The 22,028-nt window shown below is 70.5% G+C and carries 19 protein-coding genes; 12 read left to right on the top strand and 7 right to left on the bottom strand.

The window, feature by feature from the left end; genetic code table 11:
• Positions 1-2: 2 nt before the first annotated feature.
• Genes ACIPSA_RS11195 through ACIPSA_RS11160 form a run of 8 tightly spaced genes read left to right on the top strand, consistent with a single transcriptional unit; the run spans position 3 to position 9,071 of the window.
• Positions 3-965 carry a carbohydrate ABC transporter permease gene (locus tag ACIPSA_RS11195; RefSeq protein WP_402631908.1) on the top strand — a complete coding sequence of 321 codons (963 nt, stop codon included), beginning with the start codon at positions 3-5 and terminating at the stop codon, positions 963-965.
• Positions 962-1,855, top strand: a complete 894-nt coding sequence (locus ACIPSA_RS11190; protein WP_402631905.1) for a carbohydrate ABC transporter permease — start codon at positions 962-964, stop codon at positions 1,853-1,855. Before ACIPSA_RS11195 ends, ACIPSA_RS11190 begins: the two co-directional genes overlap by 4 nt.
• A 12-nt stretch (positions 1,856-1,867) precedes the next feature.
• Positions 1,868-4,759: a glycoside hydrolase family 2 TIM barrel-domain containing protein gene (locus ACIPSA_RS11185; RefSeq protein ID WP_402631903.1), complete on the top strand. Its 2,892-nt coding sequence runs from the start codon at positions 1,868-1,870 to the stop codon at positions 4,757-4,759.
• The gene (locus tag ACIPSA_RS11180) at positions 4,756-5,847 is read left to right on the top strand and encodes an MFS transporter (RefSeq protein ID WP_402631900.1); all 1,092 of its coding nucleotides are present in this window, start codon (positions 4,756-4,758) and stop codon (positions 5,845-5,847) included. The genes ACIPSA_RS11185 and ACIPSA_RS11180 overlap by 4 nt, the downstream gene beginning before the upstream one ends.
• Positions 5,844-6,839: an ATP-binding cassette domain-containing protein gene (locus ACIPSA_RS11175; protein ID WP_402631897.1), complete on the top strand. Its 996-nt coding sequence runs from the start codon at positions 5,844-5,846 to the stop codon at positions 6,837-6,839. The genes ACIPSA_RS11180 and ACIPSA_RS11175 overlap by 4 nt, the downstream gene beginning before the upstream one ends.
• 1 nt (position 6,840) lies before the next feature.
• Entirely contained in the window at positions 6,841-7,644 is an 804-nt protein-coding gene (locus ACIPSA_RS11170) for an ABC transporter permease (RefSeq protein WP_402631894.1), read from the top strand.
• A gap of 5 nt (positions 7,645-7,649) precedes the next feature.
• Entirely contained in the window at positions 7,650-8,450 is an 801-nt protein-coding gene (locus tag ACIPSA_RS11165; protein WP_402633720.1) for an ABC transporter permease, read from the top strand.
• Between the two features lie 27 nt (positions 8,451-8,477).
• Positions 8,478-9,071 carry a hypothetical protein gene (locus tag ACIPSA_RS11160; protein ID WP_402631891.1) on the top strand — a complete coding sequence of 198 codons (594 nt, stop codon included), beginning with the start codon at positions 8,478-8,480 and terminating at the stop codon, positions 9,069-9,071.
• Here the strand turns inward: ACIPSA_RS11160 and ACIPSA_RS11155 are convergent.
• Complete coding sequence (locus ACIPSA_RS11155) at positions 9,040-10,287, bottom strand: MFS transporter (RefSeq protein WP_402633718.1); 1,248 nt, start codon at positions 10,285-10,287, stop codon at positions 9,040-9,042. The genes ACIPSA_RS11160 and ACIPSA_RS11155 overlap by 32 nt on opposite strands.
• Before the next feature lie 145 nt (positions 10,288-10,432).
• Between ACIPSA_RS11155 and ACIPSA_RS11150 the strand changes: the two genes are divergently transcribed.
• Positions 10,433-11,965, top strand: a complete 1,533-nt coding sequence (locus tag ACIPSA_RS11150; RefSeq protein WP_402631888.1) for a hypothetical protein — start codon at positions 10,433-10,435, stop codon at positions 11,963-11,965.
• Positions 11,966-12,044: 79 nt separating this feature from the next.
• Entirely contained in the window at positions 12,045-12,626 is a 582-nt protein-coding gene (locus ACIPSA_RS11145; RefSeq protein ID WP_402631885.1) for a TetR/AcrR family transcriptional regulator, read from the top strand.
• Here ACIPSA_RS11145 and ACIPSA_RS11140 read toward each other — a convergent pair.
• Positions 12,586-13,518 (bottom strand): isocitrate lyase/phosphoenolpyruvate mutase family protein, encoded by a 933-nt coding sequence (locus ACIPSA_RS11140; protein WP_402631882.1) that lies wholly within the window; start codon positions 13,516-13,518, stop codon positions 12,586-12,588. The genes ACIPSA_RS11145 and ACIPSA_RS11140 overlap by 41 nt on opposite strands.
• Positions 13,519-13,598: 80 nt before the next feature.
• Positions 13,599-13,967 (bottom strand): VOC family protein, encoded by a 369-nt coding sequence (locus ACIPSA_RS11135; RefSeq protein WP_402631879.1) that lies wholly within the window; start codon positions 13,965-13,967, stop codon positions 13,599-13,601.
• Positions 13,968-14,047: 80 nt separating this feature from the next.
• Here ACIPSA_RS11135 and ACIPSA_RS11130 point away from each other — a divergent pair, with 80 nt between their 5' ends.
• Positions 14,048-15,427: a hypothetical protein gene (locus ACIPSA_RS11130; RefSeq protein WP_402631876.1), complete on the top strand. Its 1,380-nt coding sequence runs from the start codon at positions 14,048-14,050 to the stop codon at positions 15,425-15,427.
• On the opposite strand, the gene ACIPSA_RS11125 is transcribed toward ACIPSA_RS11130, so the two are convergent.
• Both ACIPSA_RS11125 and ACIPSA_RS11120 read right to left on the bottom strand, forming a co-directional pair.
• A complete protein-coding gene (locus tag ACIPSA_RS11125) occupies positions 15,372-17,090 on the bottom strand; it encodes a DUF2264 domain-containing protein (RefSeq protein ID WP_402631874.1) in 1,719 nt (572 codons plus the stop codon). The genes ACIPSA_RS11130 and ACIPSA_RS11125 overlap by 56 nt on opposite strands.
• Positions 17,091-17,160: 70 nt before the next feature.
• On the bottom strand, positions 17,161-18,225 hold the full coding sequence (locus tag ACIPSA_RS11120) for a rhamnogalacturonan acetylesterase (RefSeq protein WP_402631871.1): 1,065 nt from the start codon (positions 18,223-18,225) through the stop codon (positions 17,161-17,163).
• Positions 18,226-18,415: 190 nt separating this feature from the next.
• On the opposite strand from ACIPSA_RS11120, the gene ACIPSA_RS11115 reads away from it, so the two are divergent.
• Positions 18,416-20,095 (top strand): rhamnogalacturonan lyase B N-terminal domain-containing protein, encoded by a 1,680-nt coding sequence (locus ACIPSA_RS11115; protein WP_402631869.1) that lies wholly within the window; start codon positions 18,416-18,418, stop codon positions 20,093-20,095.
• Here ACIPSA_RS11115 and ACIPSA_RS11110 read toward each other — a convergent pair.
• Both ACIPSA_RS11110 and ACIPSA_RS11105 read right to left on the bottom strand, forming a co-directional pair.
• Positions 20,052-20,498: an SseB family protein gene (locus ACIPSA_RS11110; RefSeq protein WP_402631866.1), complete on the bottom strand. Its 447-nt coding sequence runs from the start codon at positions 20,496-20,498 to the stop codon at positions 20,052-20,054. The two genes, ACIPSA_RS11115 and ACIPSA_RS11110, sit on opposite strands and share 44 nt — an antisense overlap.
• A 116-nt stretch (positions 20,499-20,614) precedes the next feature.
• Entirely contained in the window at positions 20,615-22,024 is a 1,410-nt protein-coding gene (locus ACIPSA_RS11105; protein ID WP_402631863.1) for an RICIN domain-containing protein, read from the bottom strand.
• Positions 22,025-22,028: the final 4 nt, after the last annotated feature.

Here is a 22,028-nt window from a genome sequence, read left to right as displayed (position 1 = left end):
ACATGTCGACGACGACGCGCGACCTCGCGAGCCCCGCCCCGGTCAAGGCCACATCGGCCAGGCCGCGGCGGGGTCTGCGGGCCAGCCGCACCTTCAACTTCTGGCTCTTCACCGCCCCGTTCCTCATCGGGCTGATCGTCTTCATCTACGTGCCGATCGGCTGGAGCGTCTACCTCAGCTTCTTCGACGCGCGTTTCACCGTCACGCCGGAGAAGTTCATCGGCTTCGACAACTACTCGTACATGCTGACGGATCCCAAGTTCGTGGGGTCGCTCGGCACCTTCACCGTCTTCGCCGCGTTCATCGTGCCCACCACCTGGGCACTGTCCCTGGGCATCGCCCTGCTGGTGAACCGGCTGCGCTTCATGCGGGCGTTCTTCCGCTCGGTGTTCTTCCTGCCGACCGCGTGCAGCTATGTCGCCGCGGCGCTGATCTGGAAGATGTCCATCTTCAGCGGTGTCCGCTTCGGCCTGGCGAACACGGTCATCGGCTGGTTCGGGATCGACAACATCGCCTGGCTGGCCTCCCCCGACCCGCCCTGGTACTGGCTGGTCATCGTCACGGTCCGCCTGTGGCTGCAGTCAGGCTTCTACATGATCCTCTTCCTGGCCGCGCTGCAGAACATCCCGTCGGAGCTGTACGAGGCCGCCGCCATCGACGGCGCCAAGCCGGGCTGGCAGACCTTCCGGTACATCACCCTGCCCCAGCTGCGGGCGACCTCGACCGCGGTGATCCTGCTCCTGCTCATCGCCGCCTACCAGGCCTTCGACGAGTTCTTCAACCTGCTGGACAAGACGACCTGGGGCCGGCCGCCGCTGGTCGAGCTCTACTACAAGGCCCTGGGCACGGAACAGGACTACGGCGCCGGCAGCGCGGGCGCGGTCATCCTGACCCTGCTCATCATCATCGTGACCCTGTTCCAGGGCAAGATCATGGGCTTCGGAAGGGGGGACGAGTCCAAGTGACCACCACCACGCCCGGCATACGGAAGACCAGGCCCACGGCAGAAAAGCGCCGCAGCGGGCGCGTCGGCGGCATGATGGGCAACACCGGCCTCTACATCGCCATCGGAATCGCCGCCCTCCTCTTCCTGATCCCGTTCTACATACTGGTCCGCAACTCCCTTTCCACGGACGCCGAGATCACCGGGGAGCACTGGAAGTTCTTCCCCACCCACCTCCAGTGGGGCAACGTCAGCGAGCTGTTCGACGACACGTCGGTGGACTTCGCCCGGTCGCTGTGGAACTCGCTGGTCGTCGCCGTCTCCATGACCGTCGGCATCCTGCTGGTGTGCTCCCTCGCCGGATACGCCCTGGCCCGCATCCCGTACAAACACGCCAACAAGATCTTCTACGCCGTTCTGGGCACCCTGATGGTCCCGACCTCGGTGACCTTCGTGCCCAGCTTCGTGCTGGTCTCGTCACTCGGATGGGTGGACAGCTACCGCGGCCTGATCATTCCGGGCCTGTTCAGTGGTTTCACCTGCTTCCTCTTCCGGCAGTACTTCCTCGGGTTCCCGAAGGAGCTGGAGGAGGCGGCACGCGTGGACGGGCTCGGCTACTGGGGCGCGTACTGGCGCGTCGTCGTGCCCAACTCGCTGAACTTCTTCGCGGCGATGGCGACCATCACCTTCATCAACGGCTGGAACGCCTTCCTGTGGCCGCTGGTCATCGGCCAGGACCCGGGCTCATGGACCGTCCAGGTCGCGCTGTCGTCGTACATGACCAACCAGACGGTCATCTTCCACCAGATCTTCATGGCCACCACCATTTCCATCCTGCCCCTGGTGTTCGTGTTCCTCTTCCTCCAGCGCTGGCTGGTCCAGGGAATCGCGCAGACCGGCATCAAGGGCTGAGCTAGGAGACCGATGTCCTTCCGCACCCCGACATCCATCGATTACGTCGAGGACGTGTCCCCGGGCAGCGGCGCCCTGCCGCCCCGCGCCTGGTACGCCCACTCCGACGCGAAGTCCCTCTCTCTCAATGGCAGTTGGCGCTTCAGGCTGTCGCAGACGGCCGACGAGCAGGACGACGGCTTCGCGGCTGAGGGCCACGACGCCGGAGACTGGGCCGAGGTGACGGTCCCGGGCCACTGGGTGCTGCAAGGACACGGCTCCCCCATCTACACCAACCATCTCTATCCCTTCCCGGTCGACCCGCCGCGCGTGCCGACCGAGAACCCCACCGGCGACCACCTGCGCGTCTTCGACCTGCCGTCCGACTGGCCGGACCTTTCCCAGGGCGGCGGCGCGGTGCTGCGGTTCGACGGCGTCGAGTCCTGCGCCCGCGTCTGGCTGAACGGCACGGACATCGGCGAGTTCAAGGGCTCCCGGCTGCCGCACGAGTTCGCGGTCGGCCACCTGCTGAAGCCCGCCGGCAACGTCCTGGCCGTCCGCGTCCACCAGTGGTCGGCGGGCTCGTACCTGGAGGACCAGGACCAGTGGTGGCTGCCCGGCATCTTCCGTGACGTGACCCTGCTGCACCGCCCGGCGGGCGCCGTCCTCGACTTCTTCGTGCACGCCTCCTACGACCACGTCACCGGCGAGGGCACCCTGCACGTCGAGTCCGACGTGGACGGCCGGGTGACCGTGCCGGACCTGGGCATCGACGTGGCAACCGGCGAACCGGTCACGGTCGCGGTCCAGCCGTGGACCGCGGAGACCCCGAAGCTGTACGACGGCCTGCTGGTCACCGAGGGCGAGCGCGTGCCGCTGCGCATCGGCTTCCGCACCGTCGTCCTCGAGGACGGCCTGATCAAGGTCAACGGAAAACCGGTCCTCTTCAAGGGGGTCAACCGGCACGAGTGGCATCCGGAGAAGGGCCGCGCCCTCGATCCGGAGACCATGCGCGAGGACGTGCTGCTGATGAAGCGGCACAACATCAACGCCGTGCGCACCTCCCACTACCCGCCCCACCCCGCCTTCCTCTCCCTCTGCGACGAGTACGGCCTGTGGGTCGTCGACGAGTGCGACCTGGAGACCCACGGCTTCACCGAGCAGGCCTGGCGGGACAACCCCGTCGACGACGAGCGCTGGACCCCGGCGCTGCTGGACCGCGCCGCCCGCATGGTCGAGCGCGACAAGAACCATCCGTCGGTCGTCATCTGGTCCCTCGGCAACGAGGCGGGCACCGGCCGCGGCCTGACCGCGATGGCCGAGTGGATCCACGGCCGGGACTCCTCGCGGCTCGTGCACTACGAGGGCGACATCAACTGCCGGGACACGGACGTCTATTCGCGGATGTACGCCGACCACGCGGAGGTCGAGCGGATCGGCCGCGGCCTGGACGGCGGCACCCACAGACGCCGCGAACTGCCGTTCATTCTCTGCGAGTACGGCCACGCCATGGGCAACGGCCCCGGCGGGATCGCCGACTACCAGCGGATCTTCGAGTCGTACGAGCGGCTCCAGGGCGGCTTCATCTGGGAGTGGATCGACCACGGCATCAAGGACGAGCGGTACGGGTTCGCGTACGGCGGCGACTTCGGCGAGGAACTGCACGACGGGAACTTCGTCTGCGACGGGCTGCTGTTCCCCGACCGGGAGCCTTCCCCCGGTCTGATCGAGTACAAGAAGGTGATCGAGCCGGTCGGCATCGAGGGCGACAGCGCCGACGGCACCGTCCGCGTCACCAACAAGCAGGACTTCGCCGACCTGTCCGGGCTGGCCTTCGAGTGGTCGTACCAGGTGGACGGCGAGACGGTCGCCTCGGGCAGCCTCCCGGTGCCGGCCCTGACGCCCGGCGCGGCGGCCGACGTGAAGCTGCCCGAGCCGCCCGCGGCCGCGGCCGGCGAGACGCAGTGGACGGTACGGGCACTGCTCGCCGCCGACACCGCGTGGGGGCCCAAGGACCATGTGGTCGCCTGGGGTCAGGTCCCGGTGTCGGCGCGACAGGTGCCGTCCGTCGCCCCGACCGACGGGCCCGCGCTCGGCGAGGGCCTGATCACGCTCGGCCCGGCCTCCTTCGACGCCCGGACCGGCGCCCTGCGGACGATCGGCGGCGTGGGCGTCACCGGTCTGCGCCTGGACGTGTGGCGGGCGACCACCGACAACGACGACGGCGCGGCCTGGCAGACGGACATCCGCCACGGCGAGCTGTGGCGGAAGTACGGCCTGCACCGCATGCGGCACCGGCTCGACGGTGTGGAGCTGGGCGACGACGCGCTGACGGTACGCACCCGGGTGGCGCCCGCGGCCTGGGAGGTGGGTCTGTCCACGGTGTACCGCTGGACGTCGGACGGCAACCGGCTGAAGCTGACGGTGTCCGTGGTCCCCGAGGGCGACTGGACGGTGCCGCTGCCGCGGCTCGGCATCCGGTTCGGGCTGTCCGAGGCCGACGCGGTGAAGTGGTTCGGCGGCGGCCCCGGTGAGGCGTACCCGGATACCAAGGCCGCGTCGGCGGTCGGCAGCTGGCAGTCGACCGTCGACCGTATGCAGACGCCATACGTCCGTCCGCAGGAGAACGGCGCCCGCGCCGACGTCCGCCGGGCGGAGATCGGCGGCCTGCGCATCGAGGGCGACCCGGAATTCTGGTTCACCGCCCGGCGCTGGACCACCGAGCAGCTGGACGCCGCCGCGCACCGCACCGACCTCACGCCCGGCGCCGCCGCAGAGAGCGGCTCCGCCGCGGGTGTGTGGGTCAGCCTCGACCACGGTCAGCACGGGATCGGCTCGCAGTCCTGCGGTCCGGGCCCGCTGCCCCAGTACTACCTGTGGGCCGAGCCCGCCGAGTTCTCGTTCGTGTTCTCGGAGGCCAATTGAGCGAGACGGTCCTGAGGGCCCCCGCGGCCGGCCGGCTGTTCACCCGGCCGGCCGCGGTCGCGTCCTGCGCCGGTTTCGTCCTCATCGGCATGCTCCAGGCCCTCTACGGCCCGGCGGTGCCCGGCCTGCGCGCGGAGTTCGGTCTGTCCCCGTCGGGCGCCGGGCTCGGCCTCAGCCTGCACTTCGCGGGCGGGGTCGCGGGCGTTCTCGCCTTCAACGCCATCCACTCCAGCATCAGCAACAGGGCGTTGCTGGCCGCGAGTTACGGTCTCATGGCGGCGGGCGGCGCCGGCTTGGCGCTGGCGGACTGGCCGACGGCCATGGCCGCCACCCCGCCCACACACCCTCGGACACTCGCGCGACGAGTCACCCCTTCAGGTTGGTCCCGGCGCATCCTGAGCGGCGTTCCCACCGCCCGGCTAGGTTGTCGATCGCCGGTGACGACAGCCAAGCCACCGGCATTGCCGGGCAGGTCCCCGACCCGCCCCGGTTGCCGGGAGGGCAGTCGTCAGGCGGACGCAAGGGCCGTCGAACTCTCCGGAGCGATCCAGGAGAGAGTCTCCCGCGCTCGCGCGCAAGAGAGCTCCACATCCTCAACGTCGCCGTCACCGCGGGCGACAGTGGCTGGGAGTCGGCCTCTGAAGGGGGTCGGCCGCCCGGCGTTGGTGGCGACCTCGGTGTACTGGCTGATGATGACGGCGGGCCGCTTCCTCGTCGTACCGATCACGCTCAGGCACTCCCCCGAGCGCATCCTCACGGTCTGCGCGGCCGGCATGACCGTCTGCCTGCTGCCGGCGCTCGTAAAAGGAGTGGCGCCGGTGGCGTACGCGGGTGTTGGGTTGTTCATCGCACCGGTCTTCCCGACCGGTCTGCCCTGGCTGAACAGGGCTCTTCCGCAGGCCGGACGAGCCGGCGCCTGGGTGATCGCCGCCTCCGTGATCGGTGGGGTGGCCGCGCCGCCGCTGCTGGGCGCCGGTATCGAGGCGTCCGGGATCCATGCCGTGCCCTGGCTGTTGACCGTGTTGTCCGCCGCGTCGCTGCTGGCGACGGTCTGGCTGATCCGGCTGACGAGGAGATACATCGAGTGATCGGCAGCATCGAGGTCCGCGCCCTGTCCCGCACCTTCCACACGACGGTTCGCCGCCCCGGTTTCGCCGGGGCGCTCAGGTCCCTGGTCGATCCGGAGCGCGTCGCCAAACACGCGGTCTGCGACATCAGCTTCGACGTCGCCCCGGGCGAACTGCTCGCCCTGCTCGGCCCGAACGGGGCGGGCAAGTCCACCACGATCAAGATGCTGACCGGCATCCTCACCCCCACCTCGGGCGAGGCCCGGGTGGCCGGTGTGGTGCCGTACGAGGAGCGCGAGCGCAACGCCCGCAACATCGGGGCGGTGTTCGGGCAGCGCACCCAGCTGTGGTGGGACCTGCCGGTGCGCGAGTCGTTCGCGATCCTGCGGGACATCTACCAGGTCCCGAAGGCCGAACACGCCGCCCGGCTGCGGGAGTTCGACGAGATCCTCGAACTCTCCTCCTTCTGGGACACCCGGGTGCGGCACCTCTCGCTCGGTCAGCGCGTGCGCTGCGACCTGGCGGCGGCGCTGCTGCACGATCCGCCGGTCGTCTTCCTCGACGAGCCGACCATCGGCATGGACGTGGTGGTCAAGGAGCAGGTCCGCGAGTTCCTGCGGCACCAGGTGGCCGATCGCGGCCGTACCGTGCTGCTGACCACGCACGACATGACCGAGGTCGAGCGGCTCGCGGAGCGCGTGGTGCTGGTCAACCACGGCCGGCTGGTCCTCGACGGCACCCTGGACGAGATCCGCCGCACCTTCGGCTCGACCTGGCAGGTGAGGGCGACGCTCGCCGACCCGCACACCCCGGTCGGCGCGCTGCCGGGTATCGCGCTGCTGCGCCGGGAGGGCCCGCAGGCGGTCTTCGGCCCGGACGGTCCCGCCGCGCCCACGGTCCACCAGGCGCTGAAGCTGGTCATCGAGCGGTACGAGGTGACGGGCGTCGCCGTGGACGAGGCGGACCTGGAGGACGTGATGCGCACGGCCTACGCCCAGGCCGAGGCGGTGTGACATGGCGGTCGTTCATGCCTGGCGCGCCGCCCGCGTCACCCCGCTCGGCGAGCTGAACGCCCCGCTCCGCGTCACCGCGGCCCTGCTCCGGCTCACCGTCCAGGTCGTGCTCGTCGCGTCCCTGTGGCGGGGGCTGTACGCGCACGCCGGTACGACCGCCGGACTCGGCCGCGACCAGGCGGTGACGTACGCCGTGCTGGCCGTACTCGCCTCCCGGCTACGGGAGTTGGACCAGTACACGGGTCGGGACACCGTGCAGCAGCACGTGCATTTCGGCACGATCGTCTACTGGTACCTGCGCCCGCTGCCGCCCCGTCGCTACTACGCGCTGCGTGCCCTGGGCGAGCAGTTGTACGGGCTGGCGTGGGCGCTGACCGGATACGCGGTCTGCCGGGCGGCCGGAGTGGTCGAAGCCCCCGGGTCGGCCGCCGTGGCGGGGGTGTTCGCGCTGAGCCTGCTGCTCGGCCAGTGGGTCCTGTACTCCATCATGCTCGTCATCGACCAGCTGTGTTTCTGGACCCTGCGCAACGGCGCCGCGCTGATGATCCTGCTCTTCGCGCAGAACCTGCTGTCCGGGGTGTACGCGCCGTTGTGGTTCTTCCCCGACTGGTTCGTGACGCTCAGCTCCTTCCTCCCGTTCCAGGCCACGCTGAACGTGCCGCTGTCGCTGTACGTCGGCCGCATCCCGCTGTCCGACGCGGGCCTCCAACTCGCCGTGCAGGCGGGCTGGGTGGTCGTGCTGGCGCTCTTCACCCGGTTCCTGTGGCGGCGGGCGGGGCGCCGTGTCGTCTCCCAAGGAGGCTGATGCCCATGAATGCCGTCCGGATCGTGTGGCGCGTCACGCGTCTCAACTTCCGTGCCCAGCTGGAGTACCGGGCCGAGTTCCTGATGAACATCGCGATCGGCGCGATCTGGCAGGTGTCGGTGATCGTGTTCGCGACCGTGCTGCTGACCCGGTTCACCGGGATGGGCGGCTGGGACAGCTCGGACGTCCTGCTCATCCCGGCGACCCGTATGCTCGCCCACGGTCTGTTCGTGCTGTTCCTGGGCAGGGTGCACCTCCTGGGCCGGTCCATCCAGGAGGGCAGGATCGACGGCTACCTCCTGCGCCCGATGCCGGTCCACCGCCAGGTCCAGCTCCAGTTCTTCCCCACCAACGCGATCGGCGACCTGACGGTGGCGGTGGGTCTGACGGTGGGGGCGCTGAGCCGCAGCCACCTGGACTGGACGGCGGGCCGGAGCGTGTACCTGGTCGCCGCCGTGCTCGGCGGGATGCTGCTGGAGGCGGCCCTGTTCACGGTGGTGGCCGCCGCCTCGTTGCGCTTCCCGGCCGCCGACTACTGGGGACGCTGGCTGGAGGAGCTGCTGGGCACGTTCGGCAGTTACCCGCTCAATGTCCTGCCGAAGGCGTTGGGCGGCTTCCTGACGTACGGCCTTCCGCTCGCCTTCGTCGCGTACTTCCCGGCGGCGGTGCTGACGGGTCACGGCCACGCGACCGGCGCGCCGTACTGGCTGGCGGCGGCATCACCGCTCCTGGGGGCCCTCGCCTACCTGCTGTCCCGGCTGCTGTGGCGGTGGAGCCTGCGGCACTACACCGGGGTGAACGGCTGACGACGGCGTCTGTGCGAGGGTTCCGGCATGACCGACGCGACCGAGCCGCCGTACGCCGACGAAGCCGCCCTGTGGAGCCGGCTCGCCGCGCTCCTTCCCTTCCCCGAGGACGTGGCCGAGGTGCGGGACTGCTGGGACATCGGGGAGCAGGAGGCCGGGCTCACGGTGCTGGTCCGGCGGATCCGTGAACTCGGTCTGCCGCTGGGTGGCGTGGAGCGTGCCGAGATCGCGGTGATGGCCCGGCAGTGGGGCGTGTGGGACCGGCTCGGGGCGGACATCGTCAAGTGCCCGGGTGATCCCGGACAGCCCACGCTGCTGCGGGTGCTCGACGCCGAGGATGTGATCCCGGGGCGATCAGTGGTGCCGGACCACCCGTCGTCGGAGCTGCTCCTGGTCCCGTGGATCACGTGCACGGGCTGTGGCCGGGTGCCGGCCCGGGGACACGAGCGGGAGTGGTGGGGCGATCTGTCGTATCTCCCGCGCCTCTACGCCGTCTTCGCACCGGACCGCTCCGTCGCGCCCCAGGTGTTCGACCACGAGGAACGCGACGCAGCCTGGCGGGCGCTGACCGCTCTGCGTGCGGGCTGCGTCAGGAGCGGCCCGAACGGCGTATCGGCGTGAGCAGCGCGACGACGGCGATCAGGACGCAGCACAGGCCGGCGACCAGGGCCACGGGGGCGGTGCCGCCTCGTTCCGCCGCCCAGGTGAGGACTGCCGCGCCGATGGGGGCCGCCGAGTACTGGAGAGTCCAGAAGGCGGAGGTGACGCGGCCCAGGAGGTGTTCGGGGGTGACTTCCTGGCGGAAGGACATGGAGCAGGTGCCCGCCATGCCCACGCAGGCGAGGTAGGCGGCGCCGAGGGCCGCGACGGCGGGTACGGGGTGTACCCAGCCCAGGCCCGCGAACGCCAGGCCGCACACCGCGGTCGAGCCGATCCAGGTCGGTCCGAAGCCCAGGCGGCGGCGGACGCGGGCGACGAGGAGGGAACCGGCGATCATGCCGAGCGCGGCGACGGCCATGACGGTGCCGACCGTGCCGTCGTCGTGGCCGAGGTCGTGTTTCACGTGGTAGATGATCAGGTCGTTCAGGCCCAGGGTGAGAAAGCTGAACACGAACAGCAGGGCGGTGATCGAGCGCAGCACCGGGTGCCCGCGCAGGAAGGACACGCCGGTGCGCAGGTCCTGCCAGAGGTTCGTGTTCCTGGGGCGGTCGTCGTCTCCGGCGCGCTCCCGGATCCGTACGTAGAACAGGCAGGCCGCCGACACCGCGAAGCTCGCCGCGTCCACGGCCACGGCGGCGGCCGGGCCCGTCCACGCGGCCACGATGCCCGCGCCCAGGGGGCCGAGTACGCCGGCCGCCGCGGCGGTCGCGTTCAAGCGGCCGTTGGCCTCTGTCAGTCGGGCGGTGCCGACCAGTCCGCGTACGACCGTCACATAACCGACCGCGAACAGCATGCCCACGGCCTCGCAGACCGGCAGGACCGTGTACAGCACCCAGACATGCGGGCCGGACAGCCATACCAGCGGGATCAGCCCGTACAGCACCATGCGCACCAGGTCGCAGGCGATGAGCAGCCGACGGCGGTCGACGCGGTCCACCAGCACCCCGGCGAACACCGCCGCCAGCACCGAGGCCGCCCCGCCGACGGCGGTCAGCAGGCCCATCGCGGCGAGGGAGCCCGTGGCCTGGAGCACCAGCAGGGGCAGGGCGATCAGCGCGAAGGAGTCGCCCAGGAAGGAGAGGGTCTGCGCGGCCCAGAAGACGCCGAAGTCCCGTTGCCGCCAGAGGGGAGGTGATGCGGGTACGTCCGAGGTGGCCGACTCTCCCTCACGTCGCATCTCACGCGTCACGCTGTCCCCTCCCCCTTCACGGCAACCCTACGCCGCCCGGCGGCGGCTGCGGAATGACGCAACCCGCCACCGGCGCAAGGAGAGGCCTTGCCTCTCGGAGTTCGCCGTGTATGTGCTGTGCGAAACTTCGCCGGTGATACCGGATCCGTTCAACCGCAGAGTGCGCCTGGTCGTCGAGGTCCGCGACGAGCGGGACGAACTGGAGCTGGCGACCGGTGTGTTCGCGGCGCAGGGGTGGCGGGTGCGCCCGGCGCGGGACGGTGAAGCGGTCGGCGCGGACGACGGGTACACCGGGCTGATCGTCGAAGTCCCGCTCCGTGGGTCACGGTTGACCGCCAGGTCGGCGGCCCGCGAGCGGCTGACCTCGCTCGCCGCGCGGCGGAAGATCGACGTGTGGGTACGGGAGGCCAAGCTCGTCCGGCCCAAGCCTGCCGAGCCGAACACGACCTACCACGTCCACCACAAGGTGCCGGACGGTGCGAGCCCCGCGCTGCGCCGGCTGGTCGAGCACTGGATCGCCGTCGGCGGGTGGGACCTGCACCACACCCTGCATCTGCGCGGTGAGTACAGCGAGGAGCAACGGGACCGGGTTCTCGGTGAGTTGGAGCGGCGCAACATCGGCGGCCCGCCTTTCGATCCCGAGGTGCACGACATCCGCATGTCGATCGGGCCGCGGCCGCGCGACCGGTCGGCCGATCCGCGCCGCAAGGCGATCCTGATCGCGGTGGTCGGCGTGGTGGTGCTCGTCAGCCTCGCGTGCGGAGTCGTGATCGGCGCGCTGACGACGCCGTGGCGGTTCCTGGCGCTGGCATGGCCTCTCGGTATGTGCTGGCCGGTGGGCACATGGGTGTCGGCGAACGCGCCCCGGCCGTGGCTCGTCCGGCTGGCGATGGGCGTGGCCCTGGTCGGGAGCCTGACCGTCTTCGGTTTCTTCTGGGCGGGCTCCCAGCCCGTGGGGCTGTCCCGGCAGTTCGCGGGTGTGCTCCTCACCCTGCTCATCGGGTTCACGGCCTTCGGCCTGTGGTACGCCCTGAGCGAGTCCTGGTTCAGCCGCAACATGCAGTGGTTCCTGCCCGTCCTCGCGGCTCCGCTGCCGTTCGCGCTGCCCTGGGCCGGGTCGTTCCTGCACGCCATGTACCTGGAGGAACGCTTCGGGATCCCGGCCGACTCGGTGCACGTGGCCTTCTACTGGCAGTACGCCATAGCGCTGCGGCCGCTCGGACTGGCCGTGGCGTGCTCCCTGTTCCTCGTCGCGCTGGGTGGCTGGGCCCGGCACTACAACATCCAGACCGGTGTGAGCGGACTCGTCCGGTGGGTCCTGCCGTTGATGGTGCTGGTCATGATCCTGACCGTGGCGGTCGACGCCGTCGACGGCGTGGACAGGGCCGCCGACGGGGCGATGGAGACCGCCGCCCAAGGGCGTCGTCCGTCCGCCTACTTCGGCCTCCAGGGCGAACTCTTCTGCGTCAGACCGCTCAACTCGAAGATCCCGGTCATCAACGGGCCCGTTCCGACCACGCACCCGGTCCTGTCCTTCCGGGCGAGCGGCGACACCGTGTGGCTCTGGGACCCGGACCCGGCCCGGGGCAAGGACACCGCCCGCCACGCCCTGCGTCTGAGGGCGGAGGACGTGCAGCTGGTCGCCGCCCGTGGCAGGCACTGCTGAACACCTGACACCTGCCTCCCACCTGCCTGGCACCTAGATGTCCTAGGATCTGCCCTAGGCATCCAAGGAGGTGGCTTCCATGGCCCGCGCCGGACTCTCCGTCGACCGACTGGTCGCGGCGGCAGCCGAACTCGCGGACGACGTCGGCTTCGAGAACGTCACCCTCTCCGCGCTCGCCCGCCGCTTCGGCGTGAAGGACGCGAGCCTGTATTCACACGTCAGGAATCTGCAGGACCTGCGCACCCGGCTCGCGCTGTTCGCGGGCGCCGAACTGATCGAGCGGATCGCGGCGGCCGTGGCCGGGCGGGCCGGGAAGGACGCGCTGGCGGCGTTCGCGGGCGCCTACCGGGAGTACGCGCTGGAGCGACCCGGCCGGTACGCGGCCACCCAGATCCGTATCGACCAGGCCCTCGTCGCCGACTCCCCCGCCCTGCGCCGCACCGCCGAGATCACCTACGGAATGCTGCGCGCCTACGGCCTCGACGAGCCCGACCTCACCGACGCCGTACGCCTGCTGCGCAGCACCTTCCACGGTTACTGCGCCCTGGAGTCCACCGGCGGCTTCGGTGCCGCCCGCGACGTGCAGGCCTCCTGGGACAAGGCGGTCGAGGCCCTGCACATCACGCTCGAGCACTGGCCACGGGAGCGGACGTCCCGCTGACCGAGCCGCACGACGACGTGAGCGGCAGCCGGCCCGTCCTGCTGGGCCTGTCCTGCGGGGCCCGTCCCGCGGGGCCCGTCCCGCCGGTCGTCCCGGGCGGGTCACCGGGCCGGCGCTCCAGCGCCCGTACATCGCCGTACGAGGGTGTCGTACCGCCCGGAACCCGCCCGGCGGCGATGTCGGTGGCGGCGTCCAGGGCGGCGCCCAGCGCCCGCCGGTACAGCAGGGAGCCGAGGCTGATCCGGCGTACGCCGAGGTCGGTGAGGTGGGGGACGTCGGGGCCGGCCGGTGAGTAGAGGATGTTGAGGGGGATGTCGAGGTGCCGCACCAGGGCGGCGATCCGGCCGGGATCGGTCAGGCCGGGCACGAACACGCCGTCGGCGCCCGCCTGCCGGTAGGCGTCCAGGCGCCGGAGCGTCTCCTCTCCGCCGCCCAGCCAGTACGTGTCGGTGCGCGCGTTGACGAAGAGCCCCGGCGCGGCCGCCTTGACCGCGGCGATCTTCGCCGCGTGCCGGTCCACCGGTCCGAGACCGTCCTCCAGATTGATCCCGACCGCTCCGACGGCCCACAACTCCCGTGCGAAACACCCCACTTCGTCCGGGTCGTCGCTGAAGCCGCCCTCAGCGTCGACGGAGAGGAGGAAGGGTTCCGCGCCGAGGGTCAGGGCGAGCCGGAGGGTGTGCTCGCGGGTCGCGGCCGAGCCGTCGGGCAGGCCGACGGCCGCGGCCACGCCGAGGCTCGTGGTGCCGATGGCGGCGAAGCCCCGTGCCGCGAGGGCGGCCGCCGAGGCGTGGTCCCAGGCGTTGGGCAGGAACAGGGGCTCACCCGCGCGATGGAGACCGCCGAACGCGGTCATGACGGGAGGCGTCTCGGGTCCGGTGTCGGCGCTCATACGGGAACGCTAGGCCCGCATCGCTTCGGTGCCCGCCGAAGTGTCCCGAGCCGTTCCGAAGCGACTCGGCCCGGACCCGCCTACTGTCCGCGTTCCGCCGCGCTGCGCTCCACGCAGAACTCGTTGCCCTCCGGGTCGGCGAGCGTCACCCAGCCCTTGCCGTCCTCCCGCCGGTGGTCGTCGACGAGCGTGGCACCGAGCGCGAGCAGGCGCTCGGCCTCCTGGTCCCGGGTGCGGTCCTGCGGCTGGAGGTCCAGATGGACGCGATTCTTGACGGTCTTGGGTTCGGGCACGGTGACGAAGAGCAGGCCGGCGCCCTCGATCAGTGCCTCCGGGTCGCCCGGCTTGTCGTCGTCGTGCACGGGCAGGTCCAGCACCTGGGACCAGAAGGAGGCGAGCGTGTAGGCGTCGGCGCAATCGACCGTGGTGTGACGGATTTTGGAAGTCATGGGCGCGATTCTTGTGGACGCCTGAGAAAAAGGTGAACGAATTTCGGCAACCTTTCCCGGCCCGGCGGCAACCCGGGGTCATGACATCTGCACGACGCACGACACGTCACCGCCGGGTCCGGGCGGCCCGCAAGCCCGCCGTCGGTGTCCTCGCGGCCGCCGGACTGCTCGCCGGCGCGTGGTACGCCACCGCCGGGGCGGCGACGACCTCCCTCACGGTCACCAGCACGACAGTGAGCCTGAGCGCCAAGTACCCTTATTTGTCAGCGGGTTACAACAACACCCGCGAGTGGAACCGGACAGCGACGGCCGTGGCCCCCGACGGCACCCTGCGGGTGGCCTGGCCCGCCTCGGACGGCGTCCACGTCACCCCGCTGACCTCCGCCGGGAAGCGCTCGGGCACGGACACGGTGGTCAAGGGCGCCAAGGAGGTCGGCGGCCTGGTCGCGCACGACAACGGCTTCGCGCTGCTGACCCGCGTCTCCGACAGCAACAAGTGGCACGAGACCGCGGCCGCGATCGTCCGCTACACGAACGGCACCAGGACCTGGAGCACCAAGCTCACCGGCACCGCCTCCCACGACACCGCCCCGACGCTCGACGGCGAGCTCACCTGGAACGGCACCAAGTACGGCGCCTACTTCGTGGTGCACGGCGCGGGCGGCTTCGCCGACGGGCACTACGGCGACAAGCTGTCGTACATCAGCGCCGAGGGCGCCAAGCTGAGCGGCGGCTGGAGCTGGGGCTGCAGCCACAACGAGGGCATAGCCCTGCACGCGGAGACGTCCGGCGCGTTCACCTCCCTGTGCTTCGACGACTGGCGTTCGGGCCTGTTCGTCTCCACCGGGATCGGCGCCCCGGACGTGGCCCCGGTCGTGCAGCGCGAGCAGTGCTGGGCGGGGTACTGCGGGGGTACCTTCCCCAGCCGCAGCGGCGACCTGGTGAAGTCCTCCACCGGCCGGTACGCGACCGCGTTCGCCTCCCGCGGTGCCGCCTCCGCCAGGAAGAACCCGGACGACTCCAGCGGACGCGGCTGGACGGTCACGCCGAGGACCAGCACCCACCAGGTGGCGATCGCCTTCCTCAAGAACCGCAACTCCGGTCCGGGCAAGGCGGTCTACCTGTCGAACACCAAGGGCACCGAGCACGTCGACGTGCACCTCGCGCCGTACGGCAAGGACGAGCTGCTGCTGTCCTGGGAGTCCCTGAAGAACGCGAAGTGCTCCGCGGGCACCTGCACCGGCACCTTCGCGGGCACCCACCTGCGGCTCGTCGACTGGAACGGCAGGTTCGTCGGCACGGACAAGGTGGTGGGCGCCCATATCACCGGTGACATCGCCGTCTCCAAGGACGGCTCCCTGACCTGGGCCTACGCGCCCGTCACCCCGTCCTACGCCACCGGGCTCAGCGGGGCGTCACCGACCACGACGAGCCTGAGGATCGCCCGTGTGACGCCCTGAACCGGAAGTCCCTGATCTCTCCGCCGGCCCAGCGCACGCTCAGGTCGCCGTCTCCCCGCACCTCCACGGACACCAGGTCCGGGAGGGGCAGGGGGTCCGGTTCCGCGGTGAGCCGGGCCAGGGCGACGAAGAGGGTGGGCCCGTCGTCCGTCACGCCGGACAGCGCGAACCCGCCCGACAGACCGTGGACCGGCACCAGTTCGGCCTCCTCGTCACCCCATGGCGCCCAGCCGGTGACGTGCACCTGCGTGCCGGGATCCGCGCCGGCCACCAGATGGGCTCGCACCTCCACCGCGCCGTCGGCCACCACCAGGCTGGTCACCTCGGCGCCGGAACCCGTCGTGTACCGGGAGGCCGCCCAGCCCTCGCCCGCTCCCAGCGGCACGATGCCCGTGCGGGCCGGGTCGCCGCCGACCATGAAAGTGTTGTCGGGCGGCGAGCCCAGGGGCCGCGTGACCGTCGAGTACGCGAACCGCGTGTAGAAGGGGTCGTAGCGGACGTCCTCGCTGCCGTGGTTGTGCAGCCGGACCACACCGTCCGAACGCGTCGACTGAAGAAGCCAGTTGGGGCCCCCGATCGGCGTCACGGCGTCCGCGCGCTCCGCCGGGCCGGGTTCCTCGGCCGCCGTCCACACCTCGTGGTCCGCGGGCAGGAGCAGTCCGAGGAAGCCCTTGCTCGCCCAGTACGGGGACGCCGGTCCCGAATAGCCCTGCAGGACCGCCTCGTCGGGGCCGTGCCAGCCGAGGGTGAGCAGACCCCGCTCGTCGACGGCACCCCGGTCCAGGAAGTACCTGAGCGCACCGGAGGCCAGTCGCCGGGTCTCCCCGGGCGCCAGCGGGGTACGGCCGGTGAGCGCGCCCAGCCACAGGGGGGCCGCCGTCGCGAAGCGGTACGTCAGGGAGCGGCCCTGGTGCATCGGGGCGCCGTCGCCGCCGAACAGGCGGGCGTAGTCGGCGAGATGACGTTCGAGCCGGCCGCCGTACAGGTCGAGCAGCTCCGCGTCGTCCGCCAGCCACGCGTGCAGCACCGGGTACAGGTGCATGGCCCAGCCGTTGTAGTAGTCGAAGGCGCGGCCGGGGCCGTCCGTGTACCAGCCGTCGCCGGCGTACCACTCCTCGATGCGTTCCAGGCCCCGCTCGACCGCCTTGCGCGAGGCGTCGGCCTCGTACCCGATCTCCTGGAGGAATCCGCCGACGGTGACCGGGAACAACTCCCAGTTGCAGGGCCAGGGTTCGGCCGTCAGCGCGTCGGCCAGCCAGGCCGCGGCCCGCTCCCGTACGGGATCCTCCAGCCGGTCCCAGAGCAGGTCCCTTGTCAGCCGCAGGGCGAGGGCGATCGAGGCCGCCTCGACCAGGGGCTGGCTGCGGTCCCCGATACGCGGCCAGACTCCGGCCGCCCCGGCGGCGAGGCCCTCGGCGTAGCGGCCGAGGGCGTTCTCGTCCCGGCGGAAGGCGGCCAGCAGGAGCGTGCGGGCGTATCCCTCCAGGCCGTCGGAGAGGCGGCCCGACCAGCTCTCGCGGTCACCGGGGAGGTGGTAGAGGGCGCGGTCCTCGGTGGCGTACGGCTCCACCGCGGCCAGCAAGGCGTCGGCCGCGGTCTCCCAGTGCGCGCGGGTGAAGCCGGTGCGCGGGCTGAGGGTGCGGTCGGGCGGGGGCAGGTGCATCAGCGGTGTCTTTCCTTCCAGCGGGGCCGGACCTGGGGCGCCCCGGTTCCGGTCGGGACGCCCCAGGGCTTCATCCCACCCGCACCTTGCCCTTCGGCACCAGATGCAGGGCGAGGAGTTCGTCGCGGACCAGGCCCGCGTAGACCGTGGCGCCGTGCACGGAGGTGTGCGTGTTGTCGCGCTTCTCGTTGTAGAGGTAGATCGACTTGGAGCCTTCCACACCCAACGATTCCACCAACTCCTTCGTCTTCGCGGTGAGGTCGATCAGCGGGACGTCCTCGGCGGCGGCGACGGAGCGGATGACGGCCGGGTGGTCGACTCCGAGGCCGTTGACCAGGAGGGCTGTGTTGTTGTTCAGGGTGCCGTCGGGGTTGAACCAGCGGCGCACGATCGGGGTGACGAGGACCGGCCTGCCGCCCTTGTCCCGTACACCCGCCACCAGTGTCTCCAGGTTGGCCCGGTACGTCGCCTCGTCGGTCGTCTTGTCGTTGTGGGCCAGTTGGATCAGGACCGGGTCGCCGGGGCGGATCAGCGGCTGGACGGTCGCCCAGAGCAGGGGGTTCTGCAGGTAGGTGACCGTACTCTCGCCGGAGTCCGCGTAGTTGGCGACGGAGATGCCCTTGCGGAGGTACTGCGGGAGCTGCTGGCCCCAGCCGGAGTAGGGGTCACCGGGCTGGTCGCAGACCGTGGAGTCGCCGATGAGGATGATCTGGCGGGAACGGTAGGAGGGGGTGACGCGGATGTCGGCGAGTGCGGGTGCCGTACCGCCGATGGCGAGGTCCAGTCCGGGAGTTCCGTCGGGGCCGGTCGGTTCGCCCTCGGGGGTCCGGACGTCGACGGTGAAGCCGCGGGTGACGTGCTCGCCTGCCGCGGCGGCCGTCTCGGGCAGGAGGGAGCGCCGGGTCTCGCCGCTGATGCTCGTGCCGGACGCCTCCTCGCCGCCCAGGCGGACCTGAACGTCGTAGGTGCCGGGCGGGACGTCGAAGTGGCAGGCGGTGGCGGTGCAGTTCTCGATGCCGAGCGGCTGGTGGCGGTCGTGGGCCTGGGCGGGGGCGGGGGCGGGGGCGGGGGACAGTACGACGCCCAGCAGGACCACCGCCGGTCCTGCGACGCGTAAACCGTTGAAACGTCTCACCCTGGTCTCCTCCGTCACGGCGACAAGGCCTGAAGGCTGGACGCTATCGCGGCGGACAAGCGCTTTCTAGACCTTGGGTCATTTTCCTGAGATTGCAAACCGTAGTGCGGGTGAAAGCCCTTTCGCGAAATCGATTCAACTGCCACCCTGCCAACACCCGCACACCCACCCCTCTCGAAGGAGGCACCCCATGTCCGGATCCACCGACAGGTCCGTACGCCGCCGTACCTTCGTGCTCGGCACCGCGGCCGCCGCCGGTTCGGCGGCCCTCGCCGGCCCCCTCGCGGGCACCGCGTCGGCCGCGGGCTTCGGCTGGAGCGACGACGGCTCGAACTACGTCGTCGACACCGGCGCCAACCTCGTCCTCAAGGTCAGCAAGACCAACGGCGACCTGACCTCGCTGGTCTACCGCGGCACCGAGTACCAGGGCTACGGCGGCAAGAACTCGCACGTCGAGTCGGGCCTCGGCACCTCCACCGTGACCATCGCCCAGTCCGGCTCGACGATCCTGATCTCCGTCGCGTACGGCACACTCAAGCACTACTACGCCGCCCGCAGCGGCGAGAACAACGTCTACCTCTGGACGAACAAGGCGGACGCGTCCGTCAGCGCGACCCGTTACATCGTGCGCGTCAAGGCGGGCCTGTTCCTCAACGACGAGCCGGACTCCTACACCTACGCGCCGACCACCATCGAGGCCTCGGACGTGTTCGAGAAGTCCGACGGCCAGACCCGCTCCAAGCACTACTCGAAGCTGCGGGTCATGGACTACGACTCCATCGGCTGGACGACCGGTGGCGTGGGCCTGTGGATCGTGCGCAGCAACCACGAGAAGGCATCCGGCGGCCCCTTCTACCGCTCCCTGCTGCGCCACCAGAGCGCCGACGGCGGCGGCCTGTACGAGATCCTGTACTACGGCGAGAACCAGACGGAGGCCGAGCGCTTCGGCCTCCAGGGCCCGTATGTCATCGCCTTCACGGAGGGCGGTGCGCCCTCCTCGTCACTGTCCCCGGGCACCCTGACGACCTCGTGGGCGGATTCGCTGGGCATCTCCGGGTACGTTCCGGCGAGCGGCCGGGGCCGGGTGGCGGGCGTCGGCATCTCCGGGCGCGACACGGCGTACGCGTACACGGTCGGGCTGGCCAACTCGGCGGCGCAGTACTGGGGGTCGGCGCGCTCGTCCGACGGGTACTTCTCCGTCGCCGGTGTACTGCCGGGTGCATACACGCTGACCGTCTACAAGGGAGAGTTGGCTGTATACAGTACATCGACGACTGTATCCGCAGGCACGACCACGACCCTCAACACCATCACCATCCCGTCGACGAACGACCCGGGCAACGCGACCGCGATCTGGCGGATCGGCGACTGGAACGGCACCCCGAGCGGCTTCAAGAACGCGGACCTGATGACCTACGCGCATCCGTCGGACGTCCGGGCCGCGTCCTGGACCGGCAACGTGGTGATCGGCAGCGGCACGGAGACGTCCGCGTTCCCTTGCTACATCTGGAAGGACGTCAACAGCGGCCTGCTGGTCTACTTCAGGCTGACCGCCGCCCAGGCCGCCGCCGCGCACACCCTGCGGATCGGCGTGACGACCGCATACGCCAATGGCCGGCCGCAGGTCGTCGTCAATGACTCCTGGACGTCGTCGATCCCCTCGCCGCCGGCCCAGCCGAGCACCCGGTCGCTGACCGTGGGTTCGTACCGGGGCAACAACTACACCTTCACCTACAGCGTTCCGGCGAGCGCCTGGCTCACGGACACCAGTCAGTACAACGTGTTGAAGATCAACGTGGTGAGTGGTTCGGGGACGACGGGCTTCCTCAGTGCGGGGACGTCGGTCGACGCGCTGGATCTGCTGGCCTGACGGGGCAGCCGGCGAGCAGCCGCCGCGCCTGCGGTGCAGACAGGGTCAGCGAGTCCTCGCCACCGGCATCGACGACCAACACCACCTCGTCGGCCGGCCAATGGGCGGCCAACTGCCCCAGGGTGATACACCGGTAGCAGGGCACCTGGGGGAAAGCCCTGAGCAGTTCCTCCTCCGATGTGAAGACCATGACCGCGGGGGCGCGGCGGACGCTTTCGACCACCGGCAGCACCAGCCGCACGAACTCGGTGCGGCCGTCCGAGCAACCGATACCGCCGATCGCGGGGATCAGGACATCGCAGCCCGCCAGCACTTCCCACACGCGGGGGTCGGGCGCTTCGGCCAGATCCCGCAGGGCCTCGCGCGCCACTGCCTCGAAGACTTCTGCGGGGATCTCGGTCATGGCGCCACGCCCTCCTCCGTCACAGGCCCCCGTGTCCCGCCGTCACGGGGGCTCGCCTACCCGCGATCGGACCGCTCATGCGGCTGCCTCGGCGGGTCCGGTCCTGGACGTGCTGCTCACGTGCCGCGCGTCCACTGCTGGTTGGTGCCTCCGTTGCAGGTGTAGGTGATGATCGCGGCGGAGTTGGCGGTGGACGCGCCGGACACGTCCAGGCATTCGCCGGTCGCCCTGGCCTTGATGCTGACGTAGGAGCCGGACGTGACGACCGACCACTGCTGGGTGGTGGCGCCGGTGCAGTCCTCCTGGGTGACGTCGGTGGAGTTCTCCTGGAGGCACAGGGAGCTGCCCCGGCCCATCAGTTCGTAGTAGCCGGTGCCCAGATCCTTGAACCACCACTTCTGGTTGGTGCCGCTGTTGCAGGTGTACTGGCTGATCGCGACGGACTGCCAGAGGGACTGGCTGGGCACGTCCGCGCACTTGGAGCTGTGCCGGGCGATCAGCGTGTTGTACGTGGCGCTCGTGCCGGTGACCGTTCCGGCGGCGGTGTCGACGGAGACCTCGGGGTACCAGGACATGGACATCGTGGTGGAGGTGGGGAAGGACAGCGGCAGCCACACGTAGCGGGAGTCGTTGACGGTCCCGCCGAAGGAGTTGCCCCAGCGGTCGCCCATGTAGAGGTACGAGGTGCCCGAGGTTCCCGTGACCGGGAGGACGTAGGCGGTCTGCGAGTTGTACGCCGTCGAGTCGCCGACGTTCGTCCAGGACGTCCAGGGCCCGGTCAGGGAGGTCGCGGTGGCGTACTGCTGCTGGTTGGCGTTCCAGCCGGTCGCGCCTGAGGTGAGCATGAAGTAGACGTCGCCGCGCTTGAACAGCGCGGGGGCCTCGCGGTGGCCGCCGGGCCAGGGGTTGGCGACCAGGCTGTCGATGGCGGTGTAGTCGGAGGTGAGCTTGTAGATGTGCAGGTCGTAGTTCTCGTTGGCGGCCGAGACCATGTAGGCCGTGCCGTCGGTGTCCACGTAGGTCGTCAGGTCCCGGGACATGTACTGGTCGAGCGGGCGGAAGCTGCCCTGGTAGCTGTAGTCCCCGTCGACGGTGTCGGAGACGGCGACGGCGGCGCGGGCCTGGCTGTAGTCGACGCCGTTCTCCTTGTGCATCCACATGACGAACTTGCCCGTGGACGCGTTGTAGATGACCTTGGGCCGCTCGATGTAGGCGGTACCCAGCTCGGAGGCGCTGGACTGGGTGAGGACGTGGTTGCGGAACTCCCAGGTCTTCAGGTCGGTGGAGCGGTAGGCGTCCACGTACTTGAAGGTGTTGTCGGAGTTCCGGTCCTCGCCGAACCAGTAGTAGTAGCTGCCGACCTTGATGACGCCGCCGCCGTGCGCGTGCACGACGGCGCCCGCGGTGTCGGTGAACTGGGTGCCGTTGGTGACGGTCTGGGTCGCGGCCGCGGCGGGTCCGGCGGCGGCCAAGGCGCCGATCAGGGCCAGACAGAGGGCGAGCAGGATCGCGTAGGCACGTCTCATCTCA

It is taken from the genome of Streptomyces sp. NPDC086549 (assembly GCF_044746205.1).
Classification (GTDB): domain Bacteria; phylum Actinomycetota; class Actinomycetes; order Streptomycetales; family Streptomycetaceae; genus Streptomyces.
The sequence above is the reverse complement of the archived record's forward strand: the minus strand, read 5'-3'. Positions and strand labels throughout refer to the sequence as shown.